The organism is Clostridium sp. HBUAS56017, from assembly GCF_007115085.1.
GTDB lineage: Bacteria > Bacillota > Clostridia > Clostridiales > Clostridiaceae > Clostridium > Clostridium cibarium.
On the sequence record NZ_SULK01000005.1, the window covers coordinates 104,543 to 127,490 of the forward strand.

At 29.8% G+C, this 22,948-nt stretch carries 20 protein-coding genes; 1 reads left to right on the forward strand and 19 read right to left on the reverse strand.

The annotated features are described in order from the left end of the window. Positions 1 to 17 precede the first annotated feature (17 nt). The 19 genes from FAY47_RS06670 to FAY47_RS06760 form a co-directional block, all read right to left on the reverse strand. On the reverse strand, positions 18 to 845 hold the full coding sequence (locus FAY47_RS06670; RefSeq protein ID WP_143315916.1) for an ABC-2 family transporter protein: 828 nt from the start codon (positions 843 to 845) through the stop codon (positions 18 to 20). Positions 846 to 852: 7 nt separating this feature from the next. After that, a complete protein-coding gene (locus FAY47_RS06675; RefSeq protein WP_143315917.1) occupies positions 853 to 1,731 on the reverse strand; it encodes an ABC-2 family transporter protein in 879 nt (292 codons plus the stop codon). Positions 1,732 to 1,814: 83 nt separating this feature from the next. Further along, entirely contained in the window at positions 1,815 to 2,618 is an 804-nt protein-coding gene (locus FAY47_RS06680; RefSeq protein WP_143315918.1) for a TrmB family transcriptional regulator, read from the reverse strand. Between the two features lie 193 nt (positions 2,619 to 2,811). Beyond that, positions 2,812 to 3,375: a DUF6143 family protein gene (locus FAY47_RS06685; protein WP_143315919.1), complete on the reverse strand. Its 564-nt coding sequence runs from the start codon at positions 3,373 to 3,375 to the stop codon at positions 2,812 to 2,814. A 105-nt stretch (positions 3,376 to 3,480) separates the two neighbouring features. After that, positions 3,481 to 4,503: a spore photoproduct lyase gene (gene splB / locus FAY47_RS06690; RefSeq protein ID WP_143315920.1), complete on the reverse strand. Its 1,023-nt coding sequence runs from the start codon at positions 4,501 to 4,503 to the stop codon at positions 3,481 to 3,483. Positions 4,504 to 4,583: 80 nt separating this feature from the next. Continuing rightward, a complete protein-coding gene (locus FAY47_RS06695) occupies positions 4,584 to 6,374 on the reverse strand; it encodes a WG repeat-containing protein (protein WP_143315921.1) in 1,791 nt (596 codons plus the stop codon). A 151-nt stretch (positions 6,375 to 6,525) separates the two neighbouring features. Next, positions 6,526 to 7,866: a 4-aminobutyrate--2-oxoglutarate transaminase gene (gene gabT / locus FAY47_RS06700; RefSeq protein WP_143315922.1), complete on the reverse strand. Its 1,341-nt coding sequence runs from the start codon at positions 7,864 to 7,866 to the stop codon at positions 6,526 to 6,528. A 192-nt stretch (positions 7,867 to 8,058) separates the two neighbouring features. Further along, on the reverse strand, positions 8,059 to 9,321 hold the full coding sequence (locus FAY47_RS06705; RefSeq protein ID WP_143315923.1) for a CapA family protein: 1,263 nt from the start codon (positions 9,319 to 9,321) through the stop codon (positions 8,059 to 8,061). Positions 9,322 to 9,542: 221 nt separating this feature from the next. Next, positions 9,543 to 10,754, reverse strand: coding sequence for a PucR family transcriptional regulator (locus FAY47_RS06710; RefSeq protein WP_143315924.1), 1,212 nt, complete (start codon positions 10,752 to 10,754; stop codon positions 9,543 to 9,545). Between the two features lie 94 nt (positions 10,755 to 10,848). Then, the gene (locus FAY47_RS06715; protein WP_143315925.1) at positions 10,849 to 11,556 is read right to left on the reverse strand and encodes an amino acid ABC transporter permease; all 708 of its coding nucleotides are present in this window, start codon (positions 11,554 to 11,556) and stop codon (positions 10,849 to 10,851) included. A 23-nt stretch (positions 11,557 to 11,579) separates the two neighbouring features. After that, positions 11,580 to 12,446, reverse strand: coding sequence for an ABC transporter substrate-binding protein (locus tag FAY47_RS06720; protein WP_143315926.1), 867 nt, complete (start codon positions 12,444 to 12,446; stop codon positions 11,580 to 11,582). A 57-nt stretch (positions 12,447 to 12,503) separates the two neighbouring features. Beyond that, positions 12,504 to 13,229 carry an amino acid ABC transporter ATP-binding protein gene (locus FAY47_RS06725; RefSeq protein ID WP_143315927.1) on the reverse strand — a complete coding sequence of 242 codons (726 nt, stop codon included), beginning with the start codon at positions 13,227 to 13,229 and terminating at the stop codon, positions 12,504 to 12,506. Positions 13,230 to 13,412: 183 nt separating this feature from the next. Continuing rightward, positions 13,413 to 14,543, reverse strand: coding sequence for an iron-containing alcohol dehydrogenase (locus FAY47_RS06730; protein WP_143315928.1), 1,131 nt, complete (start codon positions 14,541 to 14,543; stop codon positions 13,413 to 13,415). Positions 14,544 to 14,570: 27 nt separating this feature from the next. Beyond that, positions 14,571 to 14,927 (reverse strand): P-II family nitrogen regulator, encoded by a 357-nt coding sequence (locus tag FAY47_RS06735; protein WP_143315929.1) that lies wholly within the window; start codon positions 14,925 to 14,927, stop codon positions 14,571 to 14,573. A 43-nt stretch (positions 14,928 to 14,970) separates the two neighbouring features. After that, complete coding sequence (locus FAY47_RS06740; RefSeq protein ID WP_143315930.1) at positions 14,971 to 16,233, reverse strand: ammonium transporter; 1,263 nt, start codon at positions 16,231 to 16,233, stop codon at positions 14,971 to 14,973. A gap of 161 nt (positions 16,234 to 16,394) precedes the next feature. After that, complete coding sequence (locus FAY47_RS06745) at positions 16,395 to 17,870, reverse strand: PAS domain-containing sensor histidine kinase (protein WP_143315931.1); 1,476 nt, start codon at positions 17,868 to 17,870, stop codon at positions 16,395 to 16,397. A 45-nt stretch (positions 17,871 to 17,915) separates the two neighbouring features. Further along, complete coding sequence (locus FAY47_RS06750; protein WP_143315932.1) at positions 17,916 to 19,265, reverse strand: FIST N-terminal domain-containing protein; 1,350 nt, start codon at positions 19,263 to 19,265, stop codon at positions 17,916 to 17,918. Positions 19,266 to 19,526: 261 nt separating this feature from the next. Then, positions 19,527 to 20,291, reverse strand: coding sequence for a MerR family transcriptional regulator (locus FAY47_RS06755; protein WP_143315933.1), 765 nt, complete (start codon positions 20,289 to 20,291; stop codon positions 19,527 to 19,529). 156 nt (positions 20,292 to 20,447) lie between these two features. Beyond that, on the reverse strand, positions 20,448 to 20,801 hold the full coding sequence (locus tag FAY47_RS06760) for a response regulator (protein ID WP_143315934.1): 354 nt from the start codon (positions 20,799 to 20,801) through the stop codon (positions 20,448 to 20,450). 956 nt (positions 20,802 to 21,757) lie between these two features. Between FAY47_RS06760 and FAY47_RS21170 the strand changes: the two genes are divergently transcribed. Continuing rightward, positions 21,758 to 22,948, forward strand: a 1,191-nt coding sequence (locus tag FAY47_RS21170; protein ID WP_143316001.1) for a methyl-accepting chemotaxis protein, incomplete at its 3' end; no start/stop codon positions are given.

The following is a 22,948-nucleotide window of genomic DNA, read 5'->3' on the forward strand; positions in this document are numbered from 1 at the left end:
TTATACATCAATTTTAATTAAGTCCCTGTAGGCTCAAAATGCTTCAACCCTATATACCAAACCTTGATAGATACGAATAATAGAACAATTGCCATAAAGACAGAATATAAAACAATATGATTTACATTCATCCAACTTACCCCAAATAAACATCTAATATTCTCAATTTTTTTTAGACAGTATATACTAGGAAAGTATGCTGCAATTGGAAAGGGTAAAACAAATAATAATATATTTTTTATTAATTTATTTTTATACAACTCAATAGGATACTTTGCTGTATTCCCGATTTCAACCCCTGCAGTCATAAACTCCCCACAACAAGTTGTCCAAAATGCAGGAGTAGAACACAATAGTTTAATACTAAAGTATACTGCCAATCCGCAAAGCACCAACAGGAATAACACCAAGAACTCTAACACTCCAATTGATATCATAAGCTTTCTCAAAGAATATATGATTATTAGTATTCCGATTACTGATTCACTTAAGCCACTAACTTCAATACGTTCCATTACTATGTAAAAAATTGGATTTATCGGACGAAGTAGAATAGTCATGAACCGACCATCCCTAATCTTATTCCATGCAAAACTCCAAATATTATCATTATAAAAATGATCTATTCCTCTAACTAATGTATAAAATCCATACATTAAAAATATTTCGTAAATAGAAAATCCAACCAATGAATCTAACTGTGTAAAAACCATAACTGTTAGTAAAAAAGTATTTATTTGACCAAGTATTACTGATAGAAGTCCAATTATGAAATCAGTTTTGTACTCCATAATGGTTTTCAATTGTAATATAAGGAATTGGAGATATAACTTTATATATTTCATTCTTTTATTAACCCCCTAGTATAGTTATTTTCTTCTGAGCAGCCTTCCACATAATATTCACAATAATACTAAGTATAAATATCCAAAATACTTGTAACATAATATGAAAAAAAATACTTTTTGGTCCTGAAATAATACCCGAAAGAATTGACATTGGCGTATAATACATACTTTGAAAAGGCAAACAATAAGCCATTATTCCTAGCACTTGAAAAAAACTTATAAAACCTTTTGTATGTAAAAAAGTCAATGTAGAATTTAATATACTTGAACCTTTTCCAAGCTCTATATAAAAATTTATAGCAACTAACTGTCCTGAAAACAATCCTGTTAATGCATTTGTTAAAAATTGAATTCCCCAATAATTTGTTGTCCAAAAAGTTAGCATTCCCATAATGTATGAAAATAGAAACACAATAAAAAAGGCTAATATCATTGACATCAAAAACAAACATATTCTCTCAAAGTTAAAATTAATATTTCCAGCTAATAAAATAGCAATAATAAATAAGGGTATAAGCCCTATAACTTCTCCAATCTTTGAACCAATATGCCGAAATAATACCATGATTTTATAATTAATTGGTTTTAATAAATTCATTGATATATTTCCTGATTTAATATCTTCTGCAATATTCATATTTTCCATGCAAGAGGTTAAATTATAGAATACAACACCAAAAGTTATATATAATAAATAACTTTCTTTATCAATTCCCATAAATTCTCCATTTACTTCTTTATAAATTGATTGCCAAAGAAAATACTGTATTAACATATTGAATAATGTTGACATCGACCACATTAATGCTTTGAAACGATATGCATATTTCTCTTTTATTGCATTGGTTGTGAATGCACTATATTTAGATACAGTGTTTAACATTATATTACCCTCCAATTTATCAATTCATTTTTCTATCGAGTTCTAATTGTCGAGTTTTAACTTTATTCTAATAACTTTCAAACTCAAATTTCTGCCTCACTTTCCCTAGTTTCATAGTCCGTTCCAATATGGAACAAATCGTCTATTTCTTTACCATATTTCTCTCTTAATTTCAAAAGATAAATATCATTATGAATGTGTTCTGACATTATTTTTATCATAAGAGGGTTATTTGTAACTGTTCCAATCCATTTTTCTTGATTTTTGCTTGCATCAGCTACAAGAACTATTGTCTGATCCACTACCACCATTAATCTAGATGGAACATGCCCCTCCCTCATTTTCCTCATATGACTATAAAATTCAACTTTTTTTATAGTCATACCTATATCATAGAATGAGAAGGTAACAACACGTATTCCTCTATCCGTAAGCTTTCTAATATCCTCAGTTAGATATTCAAGGTCAAAATCTGAATTTAAATAAACTTCTCTTTGTGCATTAGCAATTATATCTTTCGCCTTATATAAAATGGCTTCAAATCCACTTATATTGGCAAAATGTTCTTCATATCTTGTTTCTTTAAATTCATTCAGTCCTTCTGAAACTTTTTTCGCATTGGAATCAAATTCATATTGGACTTTTTTAATTAGTACTTCTGGCTTCTCTGCTATATATAAAGCTGTACTATTAGGTATAACTTCAACCATACCCTTCATAACCATATGCTCTAATGCATTGTAAATTGATGGCCTTGAAATATTTATTTTCTTTGCTATCTGATATGCAGACCTATTCCCACCTTCAAGTAATGCAAGATATATTTGCGATTCAAGCTTAGAAAAACCTATTTTCTCTAAATTAGTTACCAAATTATCTATTTCCATTATCGTTCTTCTCCTAGTTGTTTATTTTATACAACTATTGTATTACTATCCATATTATATTTCAAGCTTTTTCATAAAATGTATTTTTTTTCAAAACAATAAAACCTTTAATCCTATATATTGATTAAATATACTCTCAATAAAAAATACCACTAGAATAATCTTCTCAGATATTTCTAGTGGTATTGTTATTTTATCTACATCTATTACAAATTTTCTCTTGCCAGTATCCAAAAGCTATTCTACCTTCAGCTGCTTCTTGTGTTTCTGGAGTTGATAAAAATACTAAGAAGTTACCTCCTTCTCCAATAATTATCTTTCCATTTTCACTTTCTACTAATGTTGTTTCTGGTAGAGCTCTCCTAACAAAAGCTTTTATTCCTCCAGTAGGATTTCCAACAACATCAGATGCATACTCTAACTTTATCTTTGATTTTGGTGTTGGTTTAATAACTAAGTTTGTAGGAGTTACAGGCGCCTCTTTAACATCAGACACTGGCGGAGTTGCATTAAACCAAAACTGTGCACGAAAAGCTGAATTTGAAACAGCTGTTACAGTCCACACATTTACATGCAAAAGAACTCCTGATCCAATTGGATTATATAATCTAGCCCAAGCACTTGTATTTTCCCCAAAAGTTAAATTATCAGCATATCCAATAAAGTATTTACCAAGTATAGATTCATATAGCTCAATAGGAGTGCTAACATTTTCTAAAAGTGGCTCATATATATTGGAAAAAATTATATTGCTCATCAAAAATCCCCCTCTATATTATGATATTTTTATCATTAACATATGGTGATAATATATTTTTGAAAATAGATAAGACTAAGAAGGACACCTCTTAGTCTACTATAGTTATATGATATATTTTATTTCTTTATTAATAAATAACTCTTCTATCTCTCTTTTAAAGAATTGTTTTATTTCGCCTAAACTTTCTTCTCCATATATATATTTCCCATATCCAAATTGCCCAAATTTAAATTTGCGTTCTTCATCATTCATGGGCAAACTGCTCTCTGGAAATACTTCAAGTATTCGTTTTTTAGCTATTGTAGTATATCTATGAGATATAACTTCAAAAGTCACTGGATAGTCTAAATCACTTGGAAGTTTCTCCTTTAATTTTAACAATAATCTATGATACTCTTCTTTCCAGTTAGGATAAATAAATACTGGTGCAATTAAATATCCCATTGGATATCCTGCCTTAGCTGCCTTTATGCTTGCTTCTATTCTCTTATCCCGAGAAGCAGTAAAATTCTCATATTCATCTATAACATAAGAAGTATTAATACTAAATCTTATTTCTGTATGTCCATTATGTTCTAACTTAAGTAGTGAATCTACATCATTATATTTTGTTACAAATCTAAATCTAGAATTTTCATTTTTACCAAAGAACAAAATAGCTTTTTCTAACGAATGAGTGAATACTTCAACTGGTATAGGGTCAGATGTAGCTGCCCCTTCAAATATAGTTATTTCCGGCAATCTCTCATTTATATATTTTTCAGCCTGATTTAATATATCATCTATATTAACATGAACCTTTACATAAGGTTTATCTCCTAATTGTGTATTTAAATAACAATATTCGCATTGACCCATACAACCTGATACTAGTGGCAACTGATAATGAGCTGATGGCTTACATGATTGAAATTTTAAACTCTTCTTTGTACCAACAACTAAAGTCTTTTTACCTTCTCTATATTGAGAGAATAAATCATCTCCTGGAATATTCTCTTTTAGTCTATTTGTACTTAAATTTATAATTTCAACATTTGGCTTATCTTTAAATTTTTCAAAAATTTCCTTAGATATTTGATAATCTAATGATCCTTTTTCAAAAATAATTCTCTTAGGTTTAAACATAATTTCTCCTTTTTATCCTTTTAGTTTTTCCTATAGAATTATTATTTACTAAAGCTTATACAATATATACTAGACTCTAGTTATTGATTAAATGCTTTATAAAAATTCCCTTCTTTATTTATAATATTTTCAATTTCATTGAATGGTATTTTGAAGGTCACAACTCCTGCTGCATATGGACCTATTTCATATGGTGGAAAATATATATACAAATTATTTTCATCAATATAAAAACCTTCATCTATTTTTATACCTTTAAAAGCGTCTTTAAAAACATAATCATACTGTTTATCTGTTTTTATCATATTGTCAATAATCTTATTTATTTCCTGAATCCAATCTACTCCCCCTTCAAATAAATCTCCTAGACTGTAAAACTGTCCTGTAACTAAATCTATACTAGGAGTCTTCTTATTTGGCATTCCATGAGCTGCATAAAAGAAATAGTAATATCCTGAAATATCAATAACTAGTAAGTCCTTCTTAAAAAAATTCACTGAAAAATCTCCATAATAGTTGTACTTTAAAACATCATCTGGTTCAATATCTACATTATCTGTGGTACCTTCACCATCAATAGGCTTAAAATATGACATTTTCTTTAACTTTATATTTATTTCTTTTTCTACTTTTTTATTGGATACTTCATTAACTTGTGGATAATATATTAAGTAATTTATATTGGGCTTATCTTTAATTCTTGTTACTGAATACTTATCACTAAGTTCTATAGTCTCATTAGGCTTATAAATAATTTCTCCATTTTTACTTAAATAGTATGGTAAATAATCTATATCAGCTAGTACTATGTTATCTTTTATCTTCAATTCTCCACTACCTTCAACCCTAGGCAAATTTTTAACTATACTGCCACTATCATCTATAAAAAATGTAAACAAACTATCAGATGCATAAGCTAATCCATTTTCATAATTCCCTACCGCTAAATACTTAAAACTTGTCAATGTGTTACCAGTAACCTCTCCTATAGCGTAAATACTAGAACCAATATTAATTTCATCACCTAAAGGCATACCTAGTGCAACTTTACCTTCTTTTAAATACTTTATTTCACTATACACGGGGGTAAACACATACTTTCCACTTAAATCAATTGCTCCATATTTGAAATTATATACTTCTTCAGTACTTACTACTGCAATTCCGCCTTCAAAACCTGTAGCTAACTTATAAACTGGCTTAATAACCACATTACCCGCCTTATCTAAATACCCATAAGGTCCACCAAAAGATTTAGAAAAAACCATTAGTCCATCACCATACTGGCTAACATATTCATAATTATAGGTGTTGATAATTTTCCCAGCACTATCTATTAATGCATACTCACCATTCTTAACTCTAACTAAGGCTACTCCACCCTTAAACTCATCTGCCATTAAATACTTATTAGGTACTACCTCATTCCCATCTCTATCAATATAACCATAATAAGATTCATCTTTCTCAGTTACACTTACAACTGCTCTTCCCTCATTAAAATTCCCAATATAATTATAATTTTTCTTAGTAATTCTATTTCCTCTTTCATCCATAACGCCTACATTGCTATCTAACACATATACAGCACGACCTTCCTTAAAAAGACTAATACTCTCATAAATAGGTTTAATTACATATTCCCCATTAGAATCTATTACTCCTGTTAAATCATTTTCCCGAACTATTGCTATACCTAACTCATTAAAATCACTTGCCTCTTCATATTTAGGCTCTATAATAAACGTCCCATTTTCATCAATATAACCATAAACTTTTCCTGATATAATATTTTTTAAAGCTGGATATAGCCTAATTAAACCTACTCTACTTGCATCCATAATCCCATTACTTTCATCTCCTAAATTCATAGAATACCCCTATTTTATTTATGATTATTATAATATTATAGTTCTTTGATTATTGTTAATAGTGTTTTTAGCATATGTAAAAAACCGCTAATTTTTATAGCAGTTTTTTATATATACTATTCTAGCTTAAATGGTATATAAATATTTCTATTTATATACATTCTTTAATTGATTCTTCTAGTACATCCATTCCATACTTAACTTGTTCTTCAGTCATAACTAATGGTGGTAAAAATCTAATTACATTACCAAACAGCCCTGCATTTAAAAATATAACTCCATTCTTATAACATCTTTTAATTACTGCTTTCACAATATCTGCTGCTGGTTCTTTTGTTGTTCTGTCTTTTACAAATTCTATTCCAATCATAGAACCAAGACCTCTAACTTCACCTATAACGTCAAACTTTTCTTTCATACTATTAAGTCTGCCAGCAATATATTCTCCAAGTTTAAGTGATTTTTCACATAAGTTTTCTTTTTCAATTTTTTCAATTACCTTAAGTGCAGCAACACACCCAATTGGACTTCCACAGTATGTACCGCCAATTCCTCCAACACATGCAGAATCAATTATTTCTTTTTTAGCAACTACTGCACTTAGCGGAACCCCTGCTGCTATTGACTTTGATAATGTAACAACATCTGGCTCTATGCCATAATATTCATAGGCAAACATCTTACCAGTTCTAGCAAAGCCAGCTTGTACTTCATCTACTATAAATACTATATTATTTTCATTACAAATCTTTTGCAATTCTTGCATATACTTAGTTGTTGGAACTACAAATCCACCTTCTCCTTGTAATGGCTCAACTATTAAGCAAGCTATCATATCTGGTGAAATTGTTGTTTTTAACATAGTTCTCAATTTTTTAATACATTCCTCTGCATATTCTTCAGAAGAGACTCCAAGAGGTGCTCTATATGCATATGGATAATCAAACTTATAAGTTTCTGGTGCAAATGGCCCAAATCCATTCTTATAAGGTTTATATTTACTTGTAATTGACATAGTCATATTTGTACGTCCATGGAAAGAACCCGTTGCTGAAAGGATACCTGTCTTTTTAGTATAAGTTCTTGCTATCTTTATTGCATTCTCTAAAGCTTCTGCTCCACTATTGGCAAACATAACTTTCTTTTCAAAATCTCCAGTTGTTATCTCTGTTAGCTTCTTAGCTAAAGTTCCATAAGATTCATATGTTACTATGTTATATCCTGGATGAATATATTTCTCTGTTTGATCTTTTATTGCTTTTACTATTTCTTCATCACAGTGTCCTACATTTTGAACTCCAATTGCTGCTGCAAAATCTAAAAATACATTTCCATCAACATCTTTTATTAATGCACCCTTTGCTTCTGCAATAGCAATTTCAGTTGATACAGACACCCCACTAGCCACATATTTTTTTCTTTCTTCGAAAATTGCCTTTGACTTTGGTCCTGGTATTGAAGTTACCAATTTTACATTTGTTTCTTCTATCATTATTTAAGCCTCCTATCAATTAAAATTCATAAAAATAGAGTCCTCATGCTTATTTACATGAATGACTCCATCGTCTAGAATTTCTTTACTTCTTAACATGCTTTTATAATAATACTTTCTATTTTTCTTTTCTATGTACAAACATCATAATATTTTTGTCCCCTTTGACCAAAGTACATATTAAAGCCTTATTTATGCAAATTCATGAGGGCCTATCCCATTTGGAGCTAATATTTTTTCCGTATTATTTAAAGCATGTTGGATCCTATTGTAATCTGAATCTGGTATATTGAATTTTCCTCTATCATTCAACGCTTCACTTACAGGTATCACCCTATGAATAAGCAACCCATCACTTTTGGGCTCTCTGTATACCCATGTTGGAATTACATTATACTCTTTCAATCTTACGTCCCCATCACTTACACATAGTGTAAATTTTATTATAGTTCCATCCTCCATATCAGAATTAACATTTTCATCCTGTGTAACTCTTTCATCAGCACATTGATTGGATATAAAATTGCCTTGTGAATATACTACAAAAGTCTTTTTACCTTTACTATTAGTAATAATGCTGTATGGCTCTATTACATGTGGATGGCTTCCTAAAATAATGTCTACCCCCAACTCGCTTAACTTTTTCGCCATACTTTCTTGAGTAGTATTTTCCCTTATTGAATACTCATCTCCCCAGTGGAGATCTACTATTATAAAGCTCACACCATCCTTTTTCATTTCTTCAATATTTGAAGCGATGCTACTATAAAATGCGTCTAACTCATCATAATTAAAAGTGTTTATAAGTCCATAAATCTGTTTTGGTATAGTAATACTATTTATAGTTCTTTGCCCATTTTCTTTCTCAGTTTCATAGGTATATGCTATTACTCCAAATTTTTGTCCACTAACCTCTTTCACTAAATATCCTTTTTCATTAGTATTGCTCCTTACCCCTATCATATCTATATTATTATTTTTTGTAACACTTAAAGTACGTAAAAAACCATTAGCACCATCATCTAAAATATGATTATCTGCATAGTTAATTACATTAACTCCCACATTTTTAAGACTAGACAAAACTTCATCAGGACTATTAAATGTTGGATATCCTGAAAAATCATCACCACCAAGTGTAGTTTCTAGAGTACCTATAGTTATATCTGAACCAGAAATCGTATCTTTTATATAATCAAAGCTTGGATTAAAATCATATCCATCCCTTGTTTTAGCACCTAATAATTGTTTCTCATGAAAAAGTATATTCCCTAAAGATGTTATTTTTATAGTTTCCTTAACTTCAACTTTATTTTCTGTCTCATCTACATTGCTCTCCTGAGCAGATTTAAATTCAGCAACATCCTTTTTCCCAACATTCACAAATAATAAAACGCTAGCAATACCTACCAAAACAAGAATAGTTACTATCTTTACACTTTTAACTTTATCCATTTCTATGTTCCCCCATAAATTCAATTTCTCTTTAATAATCCAAATTAAAATCTAATCATTTTGATTATATATCCATTTCTTTATTTATTTAAATACTATGCAAGTGTATAATAAAGTTGAACTTTTTATCTTCGTAATTTTAGTTAGAACATTATTGAATTTTCTAATTGAACAAATAAAAAAGCCCATCACATTTTATGATAAGCTAGTTTCTATATATATTATTTTTTTAAAATTTTATTTATATATAATGCAATTTTCACCTTCATACAATCATCAAAGTTGTGTAAATCACAATTTAAAAGTTCTTCTATTTTTTTTATTTTATATTTAAGTGTATTCCTATGTAAAAATAATTTTTCTGCTGTAATTGTAATATTACAATTCTCATTTAAATAAGTCTCTAATATTTGTAGTAAATTATCATCACCATTACTAATTGGCCCTAAAGTATTAATAAAGTAATTTTCTAATATACTAATATTCTTAATGCTGAAAAGTAGCCCATAAATTCCTATATCTTTATACTCTGTAATGGTCCCATCTAGCCCTTTACACTTCGCACAATTAATAGCAAGTTCTGCTTCACTTAATGATTGTTTCATCATTTTTAAATCTTTATAGGAATTTCCTATTCCTACACTTACCGAAAGTCCATCCATACGCTTTTTTAATACATCTTGTATCTCATTTATTGATTTTAACAATCTACTCATACAATTTTTTTCTGCTCTATTAAAAATGATAACAGAATCATCTTTATCAATAATAGGAACTTTTAATGCATGTTTCTCTAATATATCTTGCACTATTTTTCTAAATGTTATTTTTATCTTAGATATACTTACCTCATCATCTAAATTTTTCAATTTTAAAAACCTCTCAAACCCATCGATATCTATGACACATATAAAACATTCTCCAGATAAATTATATCCAAAATACGCTGCTTTCTCTATAGCATTCCCCTCTAATTCCCTATCTCCAAAAAGAATATTGCTTAAAAAATGAGTAAGAGAATTCTCTTCAATACGTGATAGCACAATAGCATTACTTAACTCTCTAGATACTTCAACAAGCTTTACTTCCCAAGGTAATGTAAATAATGGTAGCTCAAGACTATCTGCAAGCTTAATTACTTCTTCTGATACATTCTTTATATATGGTCCTATATTTATAATTAGTCCTGCTCCATTTTTTTCACTGATACCCTTAATAAGATTCAATAGTATTTCTACATTATCTTTAATTCCAACACCAGTAATAATTATAATTTCTCCACCTTGTAGCCACTTGATACCATCTAATGGGTTCTCAAAACATTCAGCTACATATATCCACTCTATGCTCTTTTCTAATCCTGTCTCACCTGCAACAAGATTAATTTTTTTTAATGAATCTAATTTAAATATATCTCTCACCGAAATTGACATAGCATCCATCCTTATTTATGAAAATCTATTTTATTAATTATATTTTTACCATATATTTTCTCATAAATAAAGAGAGATTTATTCTAAATATAAATTAACTAAATTTTTGCATCCTCTTTTCAACTAATTTAATTACTTGTGCAAGTGGTAAACTTAATATTAAATAAAACACTGCTAAAAGTGTATATGACTCAATTGTTAGGAAAGATTGTGATGCATAACTTTGTGTCCGTAATAACAATTCACTAACTGAAACATATGCCAAAAGTGAAGTATCCTTTAACATCATTACAAGGTAATTCCCAAAAACAGGTACAACATTGCGTAATGCTTGAGGTATTATAATTCTTGATAAAACTTGTTTATTTGTTAATCCAAGTGCTAGTGCTGCTTCTGTTTGTCCACTATCTATTGACACTATTGAAGAACGTATAACTTCTGAAATGTAACATCCATAATTTATTCCAAGGCCCAGCGTACCTGCAACTAAGGAACTAATCTTAAGTTGATACCCTGGACTCCAAATTTGAATAATTATTGATATTAAAAGAGGAACTACATAATACATATATACTAGTTGAACTAATAATGGAGTTCCCCTGATAAATTCCAAAAAAACTACTAAAACTCCTCTTAATATTTTAACTTTGCTGATACGACCAATTGCTATTAAAAGTCCTAATACAATTGCTAATAAAAATCCAAATACTGTTGCCTCTAATACAATCCATAACCCTTGAATTAATGAAGGTAACAAATATTGAATTGCTGTTTTAAAATCTAAATTAGATAAAATCTCCATATTGTCTGTCTCCTTTTTAATGTTTATTTGTCCGAAGTATGTCCCTCTTCAGCTGAAACAAAATAATCCTCATTCATCCCATATTTTTTTAGTATATTTAGAATTGTTCCATCATTTTTCATCTCATCAATTTTTCCATTTACTGCATCTGCCAATTCTCTATCATCTTTTCTAACAGCTGCTGCTACCATGCCTGAGGCTTCAACCTTATATGGTGATAGCATTTTAAGGTTAAGACTACTGTCTTGAGATAATGTATAACCTGCTACCATACCATCTGTTATACATGCATCTATCTTTCCCGTATTGGCAGCTAGCATTAATTCTGATTGACTTCCAAATACCTTAACTTCTTTTATTGCCCCATCATTTTCCCATTTTTGAGCTATTTCTAAAAATGCAGTCCCCTTTTGTCCTCCTAATGATGCATTTTTCAAATCCTCTTTTTTTGTAATATTTGAACTTTTAGGTATAACAATTGCTTCCCCTTCCTTGTACCATATATTTGTGAATAGTGCTTTTTTCTTGCGCTCGTCTTTAATGTACATTCCATCAGTTACCATATCAACACTGTTGTTATTTAACTCTACTAATAAGTTTTCAAAAGGAACTTGCTTCATTTCAACCTTTTCTATACCAAGTCTCTTTGCTACTTCTTTTATAATTTCTGCATCAATTCCAGTAAATTCATTTGTCTTAGAATCAACAAAAGCAAATGGAGCATCATTTGATGAAGCAACTGTTAACACACCCTTTTCCTTTATTGTCTCTAATGTACCTTTTCCTTTGCTTCCCGTCGTTGACGTGGAAGAACCACATCCAGCCATTAATCCAACACAATTTACAACAATAACAATAAATAATAATAGTCTTCTATATATTTTTTTCATAATTTAATTTTCTCCTTTTCACAATTATTTTTACATAACTTCACTTTAGTACAGCAATTAATTTAGTACCCTTGATAAAAACTCCTTTGTTCTTCCATTTTGGGGATTGGTAAAAATATCTTCTGGCCTTCCCTCTTCAACTATGTATCCTTTATCCATAAATATAACTCGATCTGATACATCTCTAGCAAAACCCATCTCATGAGTAACAACTACCATAGTCATTCCATCCTTTGCTAGTTGCTTCATAACGTCTAGTACATCTCCAACAAGTTCTGGATCCAAAGCAGAAGTTGGCTCATCAAATAAAAGCATTCTAGGTTCCATCGCTAATGCTCTTGCTATAGCAACTCTCTGTTGCTGCCCACCAGATAAAGTTCTTGGATAAACAGCTGCCTTATCTTTTAGCCCTACTTTATCAAGTAGTTCAAGCGCTATCTCCTTTGCTTCTTTTTTATTCTTCTTTTTTGTAAGTACCGGTGCAAGCATGACATTTTCTAACACTGTATATAAAGGAAATAGATTATACTTTTGAAATACCATCCCTACTTCTTCTCTAAGCCATCTACTATCCACCGTCTTATCAAGAATATTGGTGCCACTATAATACATCTTTCCACCTGTGGGGATTTCAAATAAATTTAGACACCTCAAAAAAGTACTTTTGCCTGAACCTGAAGGTCCAATAATACATACAACTTCCCCTTCTTGAACATCTAAACTTATATTCTTTAAAACTTCTAAATCCCCAAATTTTTTAGATAACTCATATACCTTATACATCCTATTAGCCCCCCATTTTTTTAATACAAAAAGACGCACTGTTTTTATTTCAGTGCGCCTTTGCATCCAATTTTAAATTATTCTATTGATTTATATTATCATAATATTCTCATAAATCCTATACCCATTAAGAACATTTTTTTTGTGCATCATGCATATTTTATAATCTTAAAACTCAGATAACTATAATGCTCTATAATAAATTTCCTTAACTTCTTCAAAATTAAATTTTCTTGGATGATTTATAATACTTGGCCTTGAGACTTTCATACAATTTTCTGCCATCCATTCAACATCCTTTTCTTTAACTCCAAGTTCACCTAAAGTTACCTTCAAATCAATCTTTTTAAGAAATTCAATTATAGCTTCTGAACAATCTTCAGCGCCACTACCTCCAAGTATTTTTGATATATCCTTATATTTCTCACTAGAAAACCTCCATGAATCTTCTACTATTATAGGAGTTAGTGCTGCGAGTCCTTTTCCATGAACAATATCATATAATCCACTTGCAGGGTGCTCCATACCATGAGGTGCTGTTACTCCTGCTACTCCTATCACCATTCCTCCAAGGGTACTAGCAAGACTTACTTTTTCCCATGATTCTAAATTCTCTGGATTATTATATATTTTAGGTAAATGTTCAGCCAATAACTTTATTCCATAAAGTGCTTGCATATCGCTTAATGGCTGTCCTATTTTAGAAACATACGCCTCCATATTATGTGCTAGAGCATCAAAACCAACAGATGCAAGTATATTTCTAGGCATCGTAGTCATAAGCTCTGGATCTATGATAGATGTCTTGGCAATAATCACATTAGTTCTTAAAGATTTCTTATCCTTAGTCTCAGGATTAGTGAGTACTGAAAAGCAATTTCCTTCACTACCTGTTCCGCAAGTTGTTGGAACTAAAACTATTGGAAGCGCTTCATTTCCTTGCTTTATTCCAAATATATATTCAGATATATCTCCATCATTTTTTGCAGAGAAAGCTATGCTCTTAGCAGCATCCATAATACTTCCTCCTCCAAGTCCTAAAACTACATCACATCCTGTTTCTTTAATAATGTGAACACCTTCATATACTGTTGTAGTAAGAGGATTTTGTTCTACCTTATCAAAAACTTCATATTTTACTTTTTCTTCTTCTAATAAGTTTACAGTTCTATCAAGTAAGCCTGTTTTCTTTGTACTATTTTTACCAGTTACTATAAGAACCTTTTTTCCATATCTAGCGACTTCTTTTCCTACTTTGCTTATTTCTCCTCTTCCAAACAAAAGATTCACAGGTAAACAATAATTAAAATTCATAAATAATTCCTCCAAAATATTCTTATTTTATTCATTAATCAGTGCTTCTCTTCCAGTTGCACCCGTTCTAACTTTAATTACTTGCTGCACATCATAAACAAAAATTTTCCCATCTCCAATTTCACCAGTTCTTAAAACCTTTATTGCTGTCTCTACTACTTTCTCTACAGGTACTTCATAAACTACTATTTCAATTTTAATTTTAGGTAGCAACTTCACTTCCATGGGAACTCCTCTATAATATTTTATGTCACCTTGTTGAGTTCCACAACCTACTACTTGAGTTACTGTCATTCCCATAACTCCTATTTCAGCAAGTGCAGTTTTTAATTCTTCAAAATTAGTTTTCCTTGTTATAATATCCACCTTCGTAATTTTATCCATACCATTTCCCCCTTAAACACTCTATTTTTCATGTTCAATTTATCTACATATTTAAATCTATACTTTGAAAATCTGCATAACTACTTTCTAATCCATGTTCTTCTATATCAAGACCTCTTATTTCTTCTTTCCTTGTAACTCTTAATCCTACAATTGCTTTAATTACTCTAAATAATATAGTTGCCGCCACAACTGACCAAATTCCTACAGCTATTACACCAATTAACTGTATTATAAGCAGATTAAATCCTCCACCATAAAATACTCCAAGTGAATTGCCATAAGCTGCAAATAGCCCTGTTAATACTGTCCCTAAACCACCATTTATGCAATAAACTCCAATTACACCTACTGGATCATCAATTTTTAATACCTTATCAATAAATTCTATACCATACACCATAACAATCCCAGCTATAATGCCTATAATAACTGCTCCTTTAGGCGTAACAACATCACACCCTGCTGTAATAGCTACTAATCCAGCAAGTACCCCATTTAAAGTTAAACTTACCTCTGGTTTACCATACTTAATCCATGTACTAATCATTGTAGTCATTGTTGAAGCTGCTGCTGATAAATTAGTAGTTATAAATATCCTTGAAGTAATTTCAAGCAATCCTTCCCCAGTTATACTCATACTTGATGCAGCGTTAAATCCAAACCATCCCATCCAAAGAATAAATACTCCAAGTGCTCCAAGAGTTAAGCTATGTCCTGGAATAGCAGTAGACTTACCATGTTTTGAGTATTTGCCAATTCTCGGTCCAAGCATTGCTGCTCCAATTAATGCACACCATCCACCAATTGAGTAGACTACTGTAGCTCCAGCGAAATCATGAAAGCCTAATTTAAAAAGCCAACCATTACCCCAAATCCAATGTCCTGCAACTGGATATATAATAGCTCCTATTGCAACACTACATATACAATAAGAAATAAACTTTGCTCTTTCTGCCATAGCTCCTGAAACTATTGTCGAAGCTGTTGTACAGAAAATTGTTTCAAAAAATAAAAAAGTGTAACTGGATATTCCTTTTGGATATGCGCTTCCATCCACTGCTCCAAAAAGTTTTGGCATTCCTATAACCCCGCCTATATCGGAGCCAAACATGATTCCAAACCCTATAATCCAAAATATCAATGAACCTAATGTAAAATTCATCAAGTTTTTCATTATAACATTTCCTGCATTCTTCGATCTTGTAAAACCAGTTTCAACCATAGCAAAACCAGCTTGCATCCAGAACACTAAAATGCCACCAAATATCACCCATAAATTATCAATAGATATATTAATATTCATATAACTCCCCCTTATATGTAAAACTTTATAATAAAAAAATGCCTTTATCCAATGATAAAGACATCTTTGTCTTAATAAGAGTAGCATATTTAAACTGTATATTCTATAACTACACTAAACAATATTTTAGTGCACATTGTACAACTATTAATTCTTATCTTTTAATTATATATATCTGAAAACTCTATATTAATCTTTTCAATATAACTTTCACTTTTATTGTTACACTGCTTACTTCTATCTAAAGCTTTGCCTTCAACTAACTTGCAAGGAATGTTTATGATAAATTCTGTTCCATAATGTTCTTTGCTTTTCACCGATATTGTCCCACTATGAAGTTCCACCAAGCATTTTACAAGAGATAGTCCTATTCCACTACCTTCATGGTCTCTTGCAAGAGACTTATCAACTTGTATAAATCGTTCAAATATAGAATACGTCTCTTCTTCTGGAATCCCCCTTCCTGTATCCTTTACCTTTATACAAACATTTTCTGAGTTAGTCTCTATATTAACCATTATTTTTCCCCCACTTGGAGTGAATTTGACTGCATTTGATAATAAATTCAAAATAATTCTTTCAATTTTTTCTGGATCACATCCAATAATTTTCTCCTCTACATCCGTATCAAATATTAATGACAATCCCTTATTTTCAATATAGGCTGCTACAGAAGTAGTTATATCTTCAACAGTAGAAACTATATTTACATTTACTTCATTTAAATCCAGATATCCAGCATCTATTTTAGTTATATCAATCAAATTATTCGCAAGCCTTAAAAGACGATAACAATTTTGTTTCATTATTCCAGTATATTTATTTATATATAAAGATGCATTTTTACATTTGCACTCTTTTGACTTAATTTCATGTAGCTGAACTGCTGAGAAAATAACATTAATTGGTGTTCTTAATTCATGGGAAATATTAGAGAAAAATTCCGTTTTAATCCTATCATACTCTTTAATTTCATATAATCTTTTTCTTTCCTCTTGAATACTTTTTTGTAACTCTTCCGCCTGCTTTCTTTCAGTAATATCTATAGCTACCACCATTAATAATTTTTGTTTATATTGTAATGTGCCTATGCAAGCCGAATAAAAATCCCAAATTCTATTTCCTTCCTTACTTGTACATATACAAACTTCACCATCATTCTTTTTCTTCTGAAAGTCATTAAATTTACTCATCATAGTGTTTTCTAGTACTGTTGCAAGTTCAGATGAAATTTTTTTCAATTCAGATATTGTAGGAATGTCCTCTATTTTATATCCTGTAATATCAGTCCAAGTTTTATTTATCTTAATTATATTCCCATCTTCAGTATATAGCATAATTGGCACTGGTGCCTCTTCAACAGCATATCTAAATTGTCTTTCTCTTTCCACTAAAGCTTCTTCACTTTTTGTACGTTCATTTATTTCATCTTCTAACATAATATTAAAATCTTTAAGTTCTACAGTTATATCCTCTAATTGTTTCGTCTTTTCTCTTAATCTACTTTTTAATTCAGTATTTTCTTTTATTAATTCCTCATTAATCTTTTTTATTTTATTAACGTAATCTTTATTATCTATCTCTAAATCCTTATTCTTTAATTGACTTTTTTTTAGTTCATTCATCAAGTTATCCATAATTTATTACTCCAATATTATAGAATATTTTTACTATTTGTATTATTAGTTATCTTTTTTCTTTGATCTAAAAATTAACATTGTAGAAGTTTGATTTGTATGTCCTATAAACTCCTCTCCATATGTAGAAAAACCGATTGTAGGTATATCCTTAAATATTCCCCCATATTCTTTTTGACGACCATTCTTCTTTATCTTTTCAATCCTATATATACAATCAAAATTTACAATTCCTTCGATTTTTCCATTTTCACTAATTTCATTTTCTATAGCTCTCTTAGTATCCTTAATAATATCTGTTGTTTTTAGTAAAGTAACTTCCATACCATTAAGTATTTTGCAGCAAAATTCCATCCTAGTATCATTTAACTTTTCGGGACATCTCACATAAATATCATCATCCCCTACTATCAATCCAACTGGATTTGTCTTAAAGTATTTTTTTACATCATCTATTGAATCTGCCCCCACCGCATCTGCATATGCTACAACAGCAGGCATATTATTAAATTCTATTACTTCCCTAGTCTCCTCATTAACCTTATTGGCAATAAGTGTATTCTCTAAAACTTTAACACTTTGTGTCTTAATAATATTGAACTCAGCATCATCATTTATTTTTAACATTAAAAGAACTGTTGCTCCTGTATATGCCTTCCCATCAGCACATACATGAGTTTCTACATGTTTGCCCTCATCAGCAGCTGTTCCTCCTACAAAAAATATGTTAGTCCTATTTCCAATTAAGTCCATAACTTCTTCCTGTTTTTTATTTATTCCATCAATTAAAACCAATCCAACATATTTTGCTATATCCATTGTATATAGACTTTCTTTGAAATAATTTTCAAACGACCTAAAAGCTGGCTCCAAGTTTAAACCTTTATCCATTTCCTTAATCACTTCCAACTTCATATCAGAAATGACATTTGAATTAATAGCCATAGCTACAACCGCATTATTTAGCAATTGTCCACTTACCATCTCCCCTGCAGTAGAACATCCAACTATTGTACTATCTTTAAAAGTTTCCTTCATTAAATAACTTAACTTTCCTTGATTAAAATTTGAAGAAGAAAAAAATATAATGAGATCCGCACTGAAATTTTTAAATTTATTTTTAATATCTAGCACAACATCCTCTTCTGAATTTTCCTCTGAAAATATTGATTTTATATTTAGCTTCTCATCTTCTACTTTCCTACCAATTAACTCTTTTTCTATTATCCGAAGTTTTTCTATTATCTTCGGATCATCATATGAATATCTATTAAACTTATTAGGATTAAGTCCTTTTAAAATCAATTTTGCTTTAGTCATCTCTCTAATTGCAGGATTTCCTTTAGATCGTTCTTCAATTATTTCATCAATAATTTCCTTTACCTTCCCAGACAAAACTCCTCACATCCTTCATATTATTCATAATTGATTTCAATCTACAAATTACCAAAACATAGCAGTATTATAACATATTTTTCTATAACTTACTTATTCTTTATCATTTGGGGTTATTTAATTTAATAATTACTGCAAGTTTTTTATAAATTTCATAGTTTAGTTTCTTATATCTATCATCTTAGAATTACTATGATTATTTAGCTCCTTTATAAGAAAAAGACTTAAAATGATATATAATCACTTTAAGTCTTTTAATAATTACTTTTTCATACCTGTATAAATTAGAATTGCATCTCTTAGGAAATCTGCTGTTCCAGATTCGTATTTATCATAATACTCTTTAAATCTTTCATCCTCTACATACATTTGCGCAAGACCCGCATGAGCTTCTTTACTGTATTCAGTCCAATAAAATTCAATCCAATTTCTATGAAGTTCAGCCGCTTCTTGAGCCTTTGTACTACTTGGATCACCAGTTTTTAAAGCTTCTGATAGAACTTCTCTAAGTTTCTCTTCAATGTTTTTAGCTTCAGCATATTCCTTTTCTGTCATATTCATTATTTTAAAATTTGATTTATCAATTACTCCTTCTCCATATTTTTTCCTTATTTCCTTACCATATTTCGTTTCATTCTCTTTAATAAACTTCTTCTTAAGCCCTTCAAATTTTTCTTCATTATTCATTCTTAATTTTCCTTCTTTCAAAGCAATAGTTTTGTTAACATTTTCAATTAAAACATTTATTTGATTTCTTTTTTCTATAAGTTTTTTCCGATGTTCCCTAAGCGCATTTTCTTCGTTAAAGGAAGGATTATGTAATATATTTTTTATACTTTCTAAGCTCACACCTAGTTCTCGATAGAAAAGTATTTGTTGCAATCTATCAACTTCATTTTCTCCGTAAATTCTATATCCTGATGAATTAATTCTTGCCGGCTTAAGAATTCCTATCTCATCATAATATCTAAGTGTCCTGGTACTAACACATGCTAACTTTCCTAGCTTTTGTACTGTATATTCCACAAATTTCACCTTCCTTACAAGAAAACTATATACCTTCACGTAACGTTAACGTCAATACCTTAGCAATTAAAACATTAACCCCCTATAGTAATGCTTATTTTACTATAGAGGGTTAAGTCTTTTTAATAGAAACTTCCCATTAATCTTAAATAATTCTTATAGCTTGTTTAATGCTTGAACAACATAATCATCTTTATATGGTTTCACAATAAATCCTATTGCACCTTGCATAACTGCTTTTCTAACCCACTTTTCTTGACCCAAAGCTGAAATCATAATAATTTTTGCAGATGAATCTTTATTTTTTATTTCTTTAAGTGCTTCAATACCGTCCATTTTAGGCATTGTAATATCCATCGTTACAATATCTGGCTTAAGTGTAAAGTATTTTCTTATTGCCTCTAATCCATCAGCTGCTTCCCCTACAACCTCAAATCCATTTTTCTCTAATATCTTTCTAAGATTAATTCTCATAAATGAAGCATCATCTACTATAAGGACTTTTTTCATAAATTCACCTTCCCTAATTTCTTAAATCATATTCTATATAACATTAATAATTCTTTCCAAAACATTTAATTATAAAAAACGCTTTCACACATCTTTAATTATATAAAAAATTGCACATTTTTGTCAATATACTTGGTGGTTTGTCATATTTTATTATTATAATCCTTTTTTTGTCGTTAAAATTCGTATGAACTTTAGTTCGATTGTTCATTAGTCCCATATATTAAACTATAAAGCATTACTCCACTAGGAATGCGAGTCTTTATTTCATCTTTTTTACATATAAGTAATATTATGTAAAGTGTTTGTATAAAATCTCCTTTTGCAAGCTTCATTGCATAATAACTAAATAACAAATCAACGCTCTACTCTATCAATTATATTACATAACATTATGATTTCTATATACAAGCAACATGCTGATACATTTTATTGATAAATTAGTATATAGTAGAGGTATTTCAATATTTTTGTAGAATATATATATTATTCTATAAATGATAAAAAATAATTAATGGATTTTTAATTAATATCCAGCAAATAATAATTGAATATTGGAGAAGTTTAATGACTAACAAAGCAAATTTTCTATAACTAATAGTACTTTTTCGGGAAAATCAGCGCTATTAATTTGTAACACTCTTATTCTATACCAAAAACTTAGAACTATTTTGCATTGGTAGGAAACTTGATAATTGTAAAGATTCATCGTCGATTATTTGTTTATACAACTTATCATCAGTATATCATTAGTTCCACTCATAACATCTAAATCCTACAATGAGAATTTAAACATGATATAATACATTTTTCTTATCAAAGTTTTACCCTAAACTTCTCTTTAGTCTTTTTGGCACTTCTAATAATTTAAGTAAAATCCATTTGTTAATTTACTCATTTATAGATTGAATAATCAAAATTATTTTAATGAGTCTATTAACTCTAGGAGGATTATTATGAAATTAGACATGTTAAACGGTAAAGAAAAACAAATGAATCTTATTGTATTTATAATTAATCTTTTATTACCTTTTCCAGCATTTATATTTGTAAGGTTTTTTCTAGGTGGAAACTCAAGAGATGCCATAGTCTTTATAATGTTAGTAGGTAGTGTGATTATAAAAATGCTAGAAAAACCATTAAAAAAATATGCAAGGTACCTTTATATGGTAAACCTACCTCTAGCTGCAGCGATAACTATAGCCTATTCAGGTGATGGTCGTTTTGGTGCCATTACACAAGGTTATTTTCTTATGCTTATAGTAGCTAGTGCTTATTATGACAAGAGCGTTGTAATTGTGTATTCTATTGCTACAATATCCTTAAATGCACTACTTTTCATACTCTATCCAAATCAATTTTTAATTATGAATAACTTACCTGTATGGGTATTTGTTTGCATAGAATTTATCCTAGCATCAGCAATAGCTGCAATTATTGCTAATGAAACCTATAAATTATTTAAAAATATTGAAAAAAAAGAAAAAGAAACTTCACAATTATATAACGACCAAAAAAAAGTATCAGAAAATGCAAATCAAGTATTTGCTACACTTAAAAACACATCTGGTAATATTTATCAATCATTAGATCAATTTAATGAAATGTCCCACCAAATTGCAGAATCTACACAAGAAATTGCTTCTGGTTCAATCAATCAAACTCAGGAAGTAACTGAAAGTTTGAATATTTTTAATCAGTTATCTGAAAAAATTACTAATTCAGAAAGTGAAATCAAAAAAACAATTGAAAGCATGAATAACTTGAAATTGAATAACGATTTGGGCCTTAAATCAATTAATGACCTTTCAAATAAATTTACTGAGAATACGAAAGCCTCTGAAGAAGTACTTCTACAAATAAATAACTTATCCGAAAAGTCAAATTCAATTGGCAACATAATAAAAACAATTACTGAAATTGCAGATCAAACTAACTTACTCGCATTAAATGCGGCTATTGAAGCTGCAAGAGCAGGTGAATCTGGACGTGGATTTTCAGTTGTTGCAGAAGAAATAAGAAAACTTGCAGAACAGTCTACGGATTCAACCTGCAAAGTAAGTGATATTTTAGGTGAAATAATCAATGTTATTGAAAAAACACAACACACAATGAAACATACTAAAACTCTAGAAAAAGAATCAAAT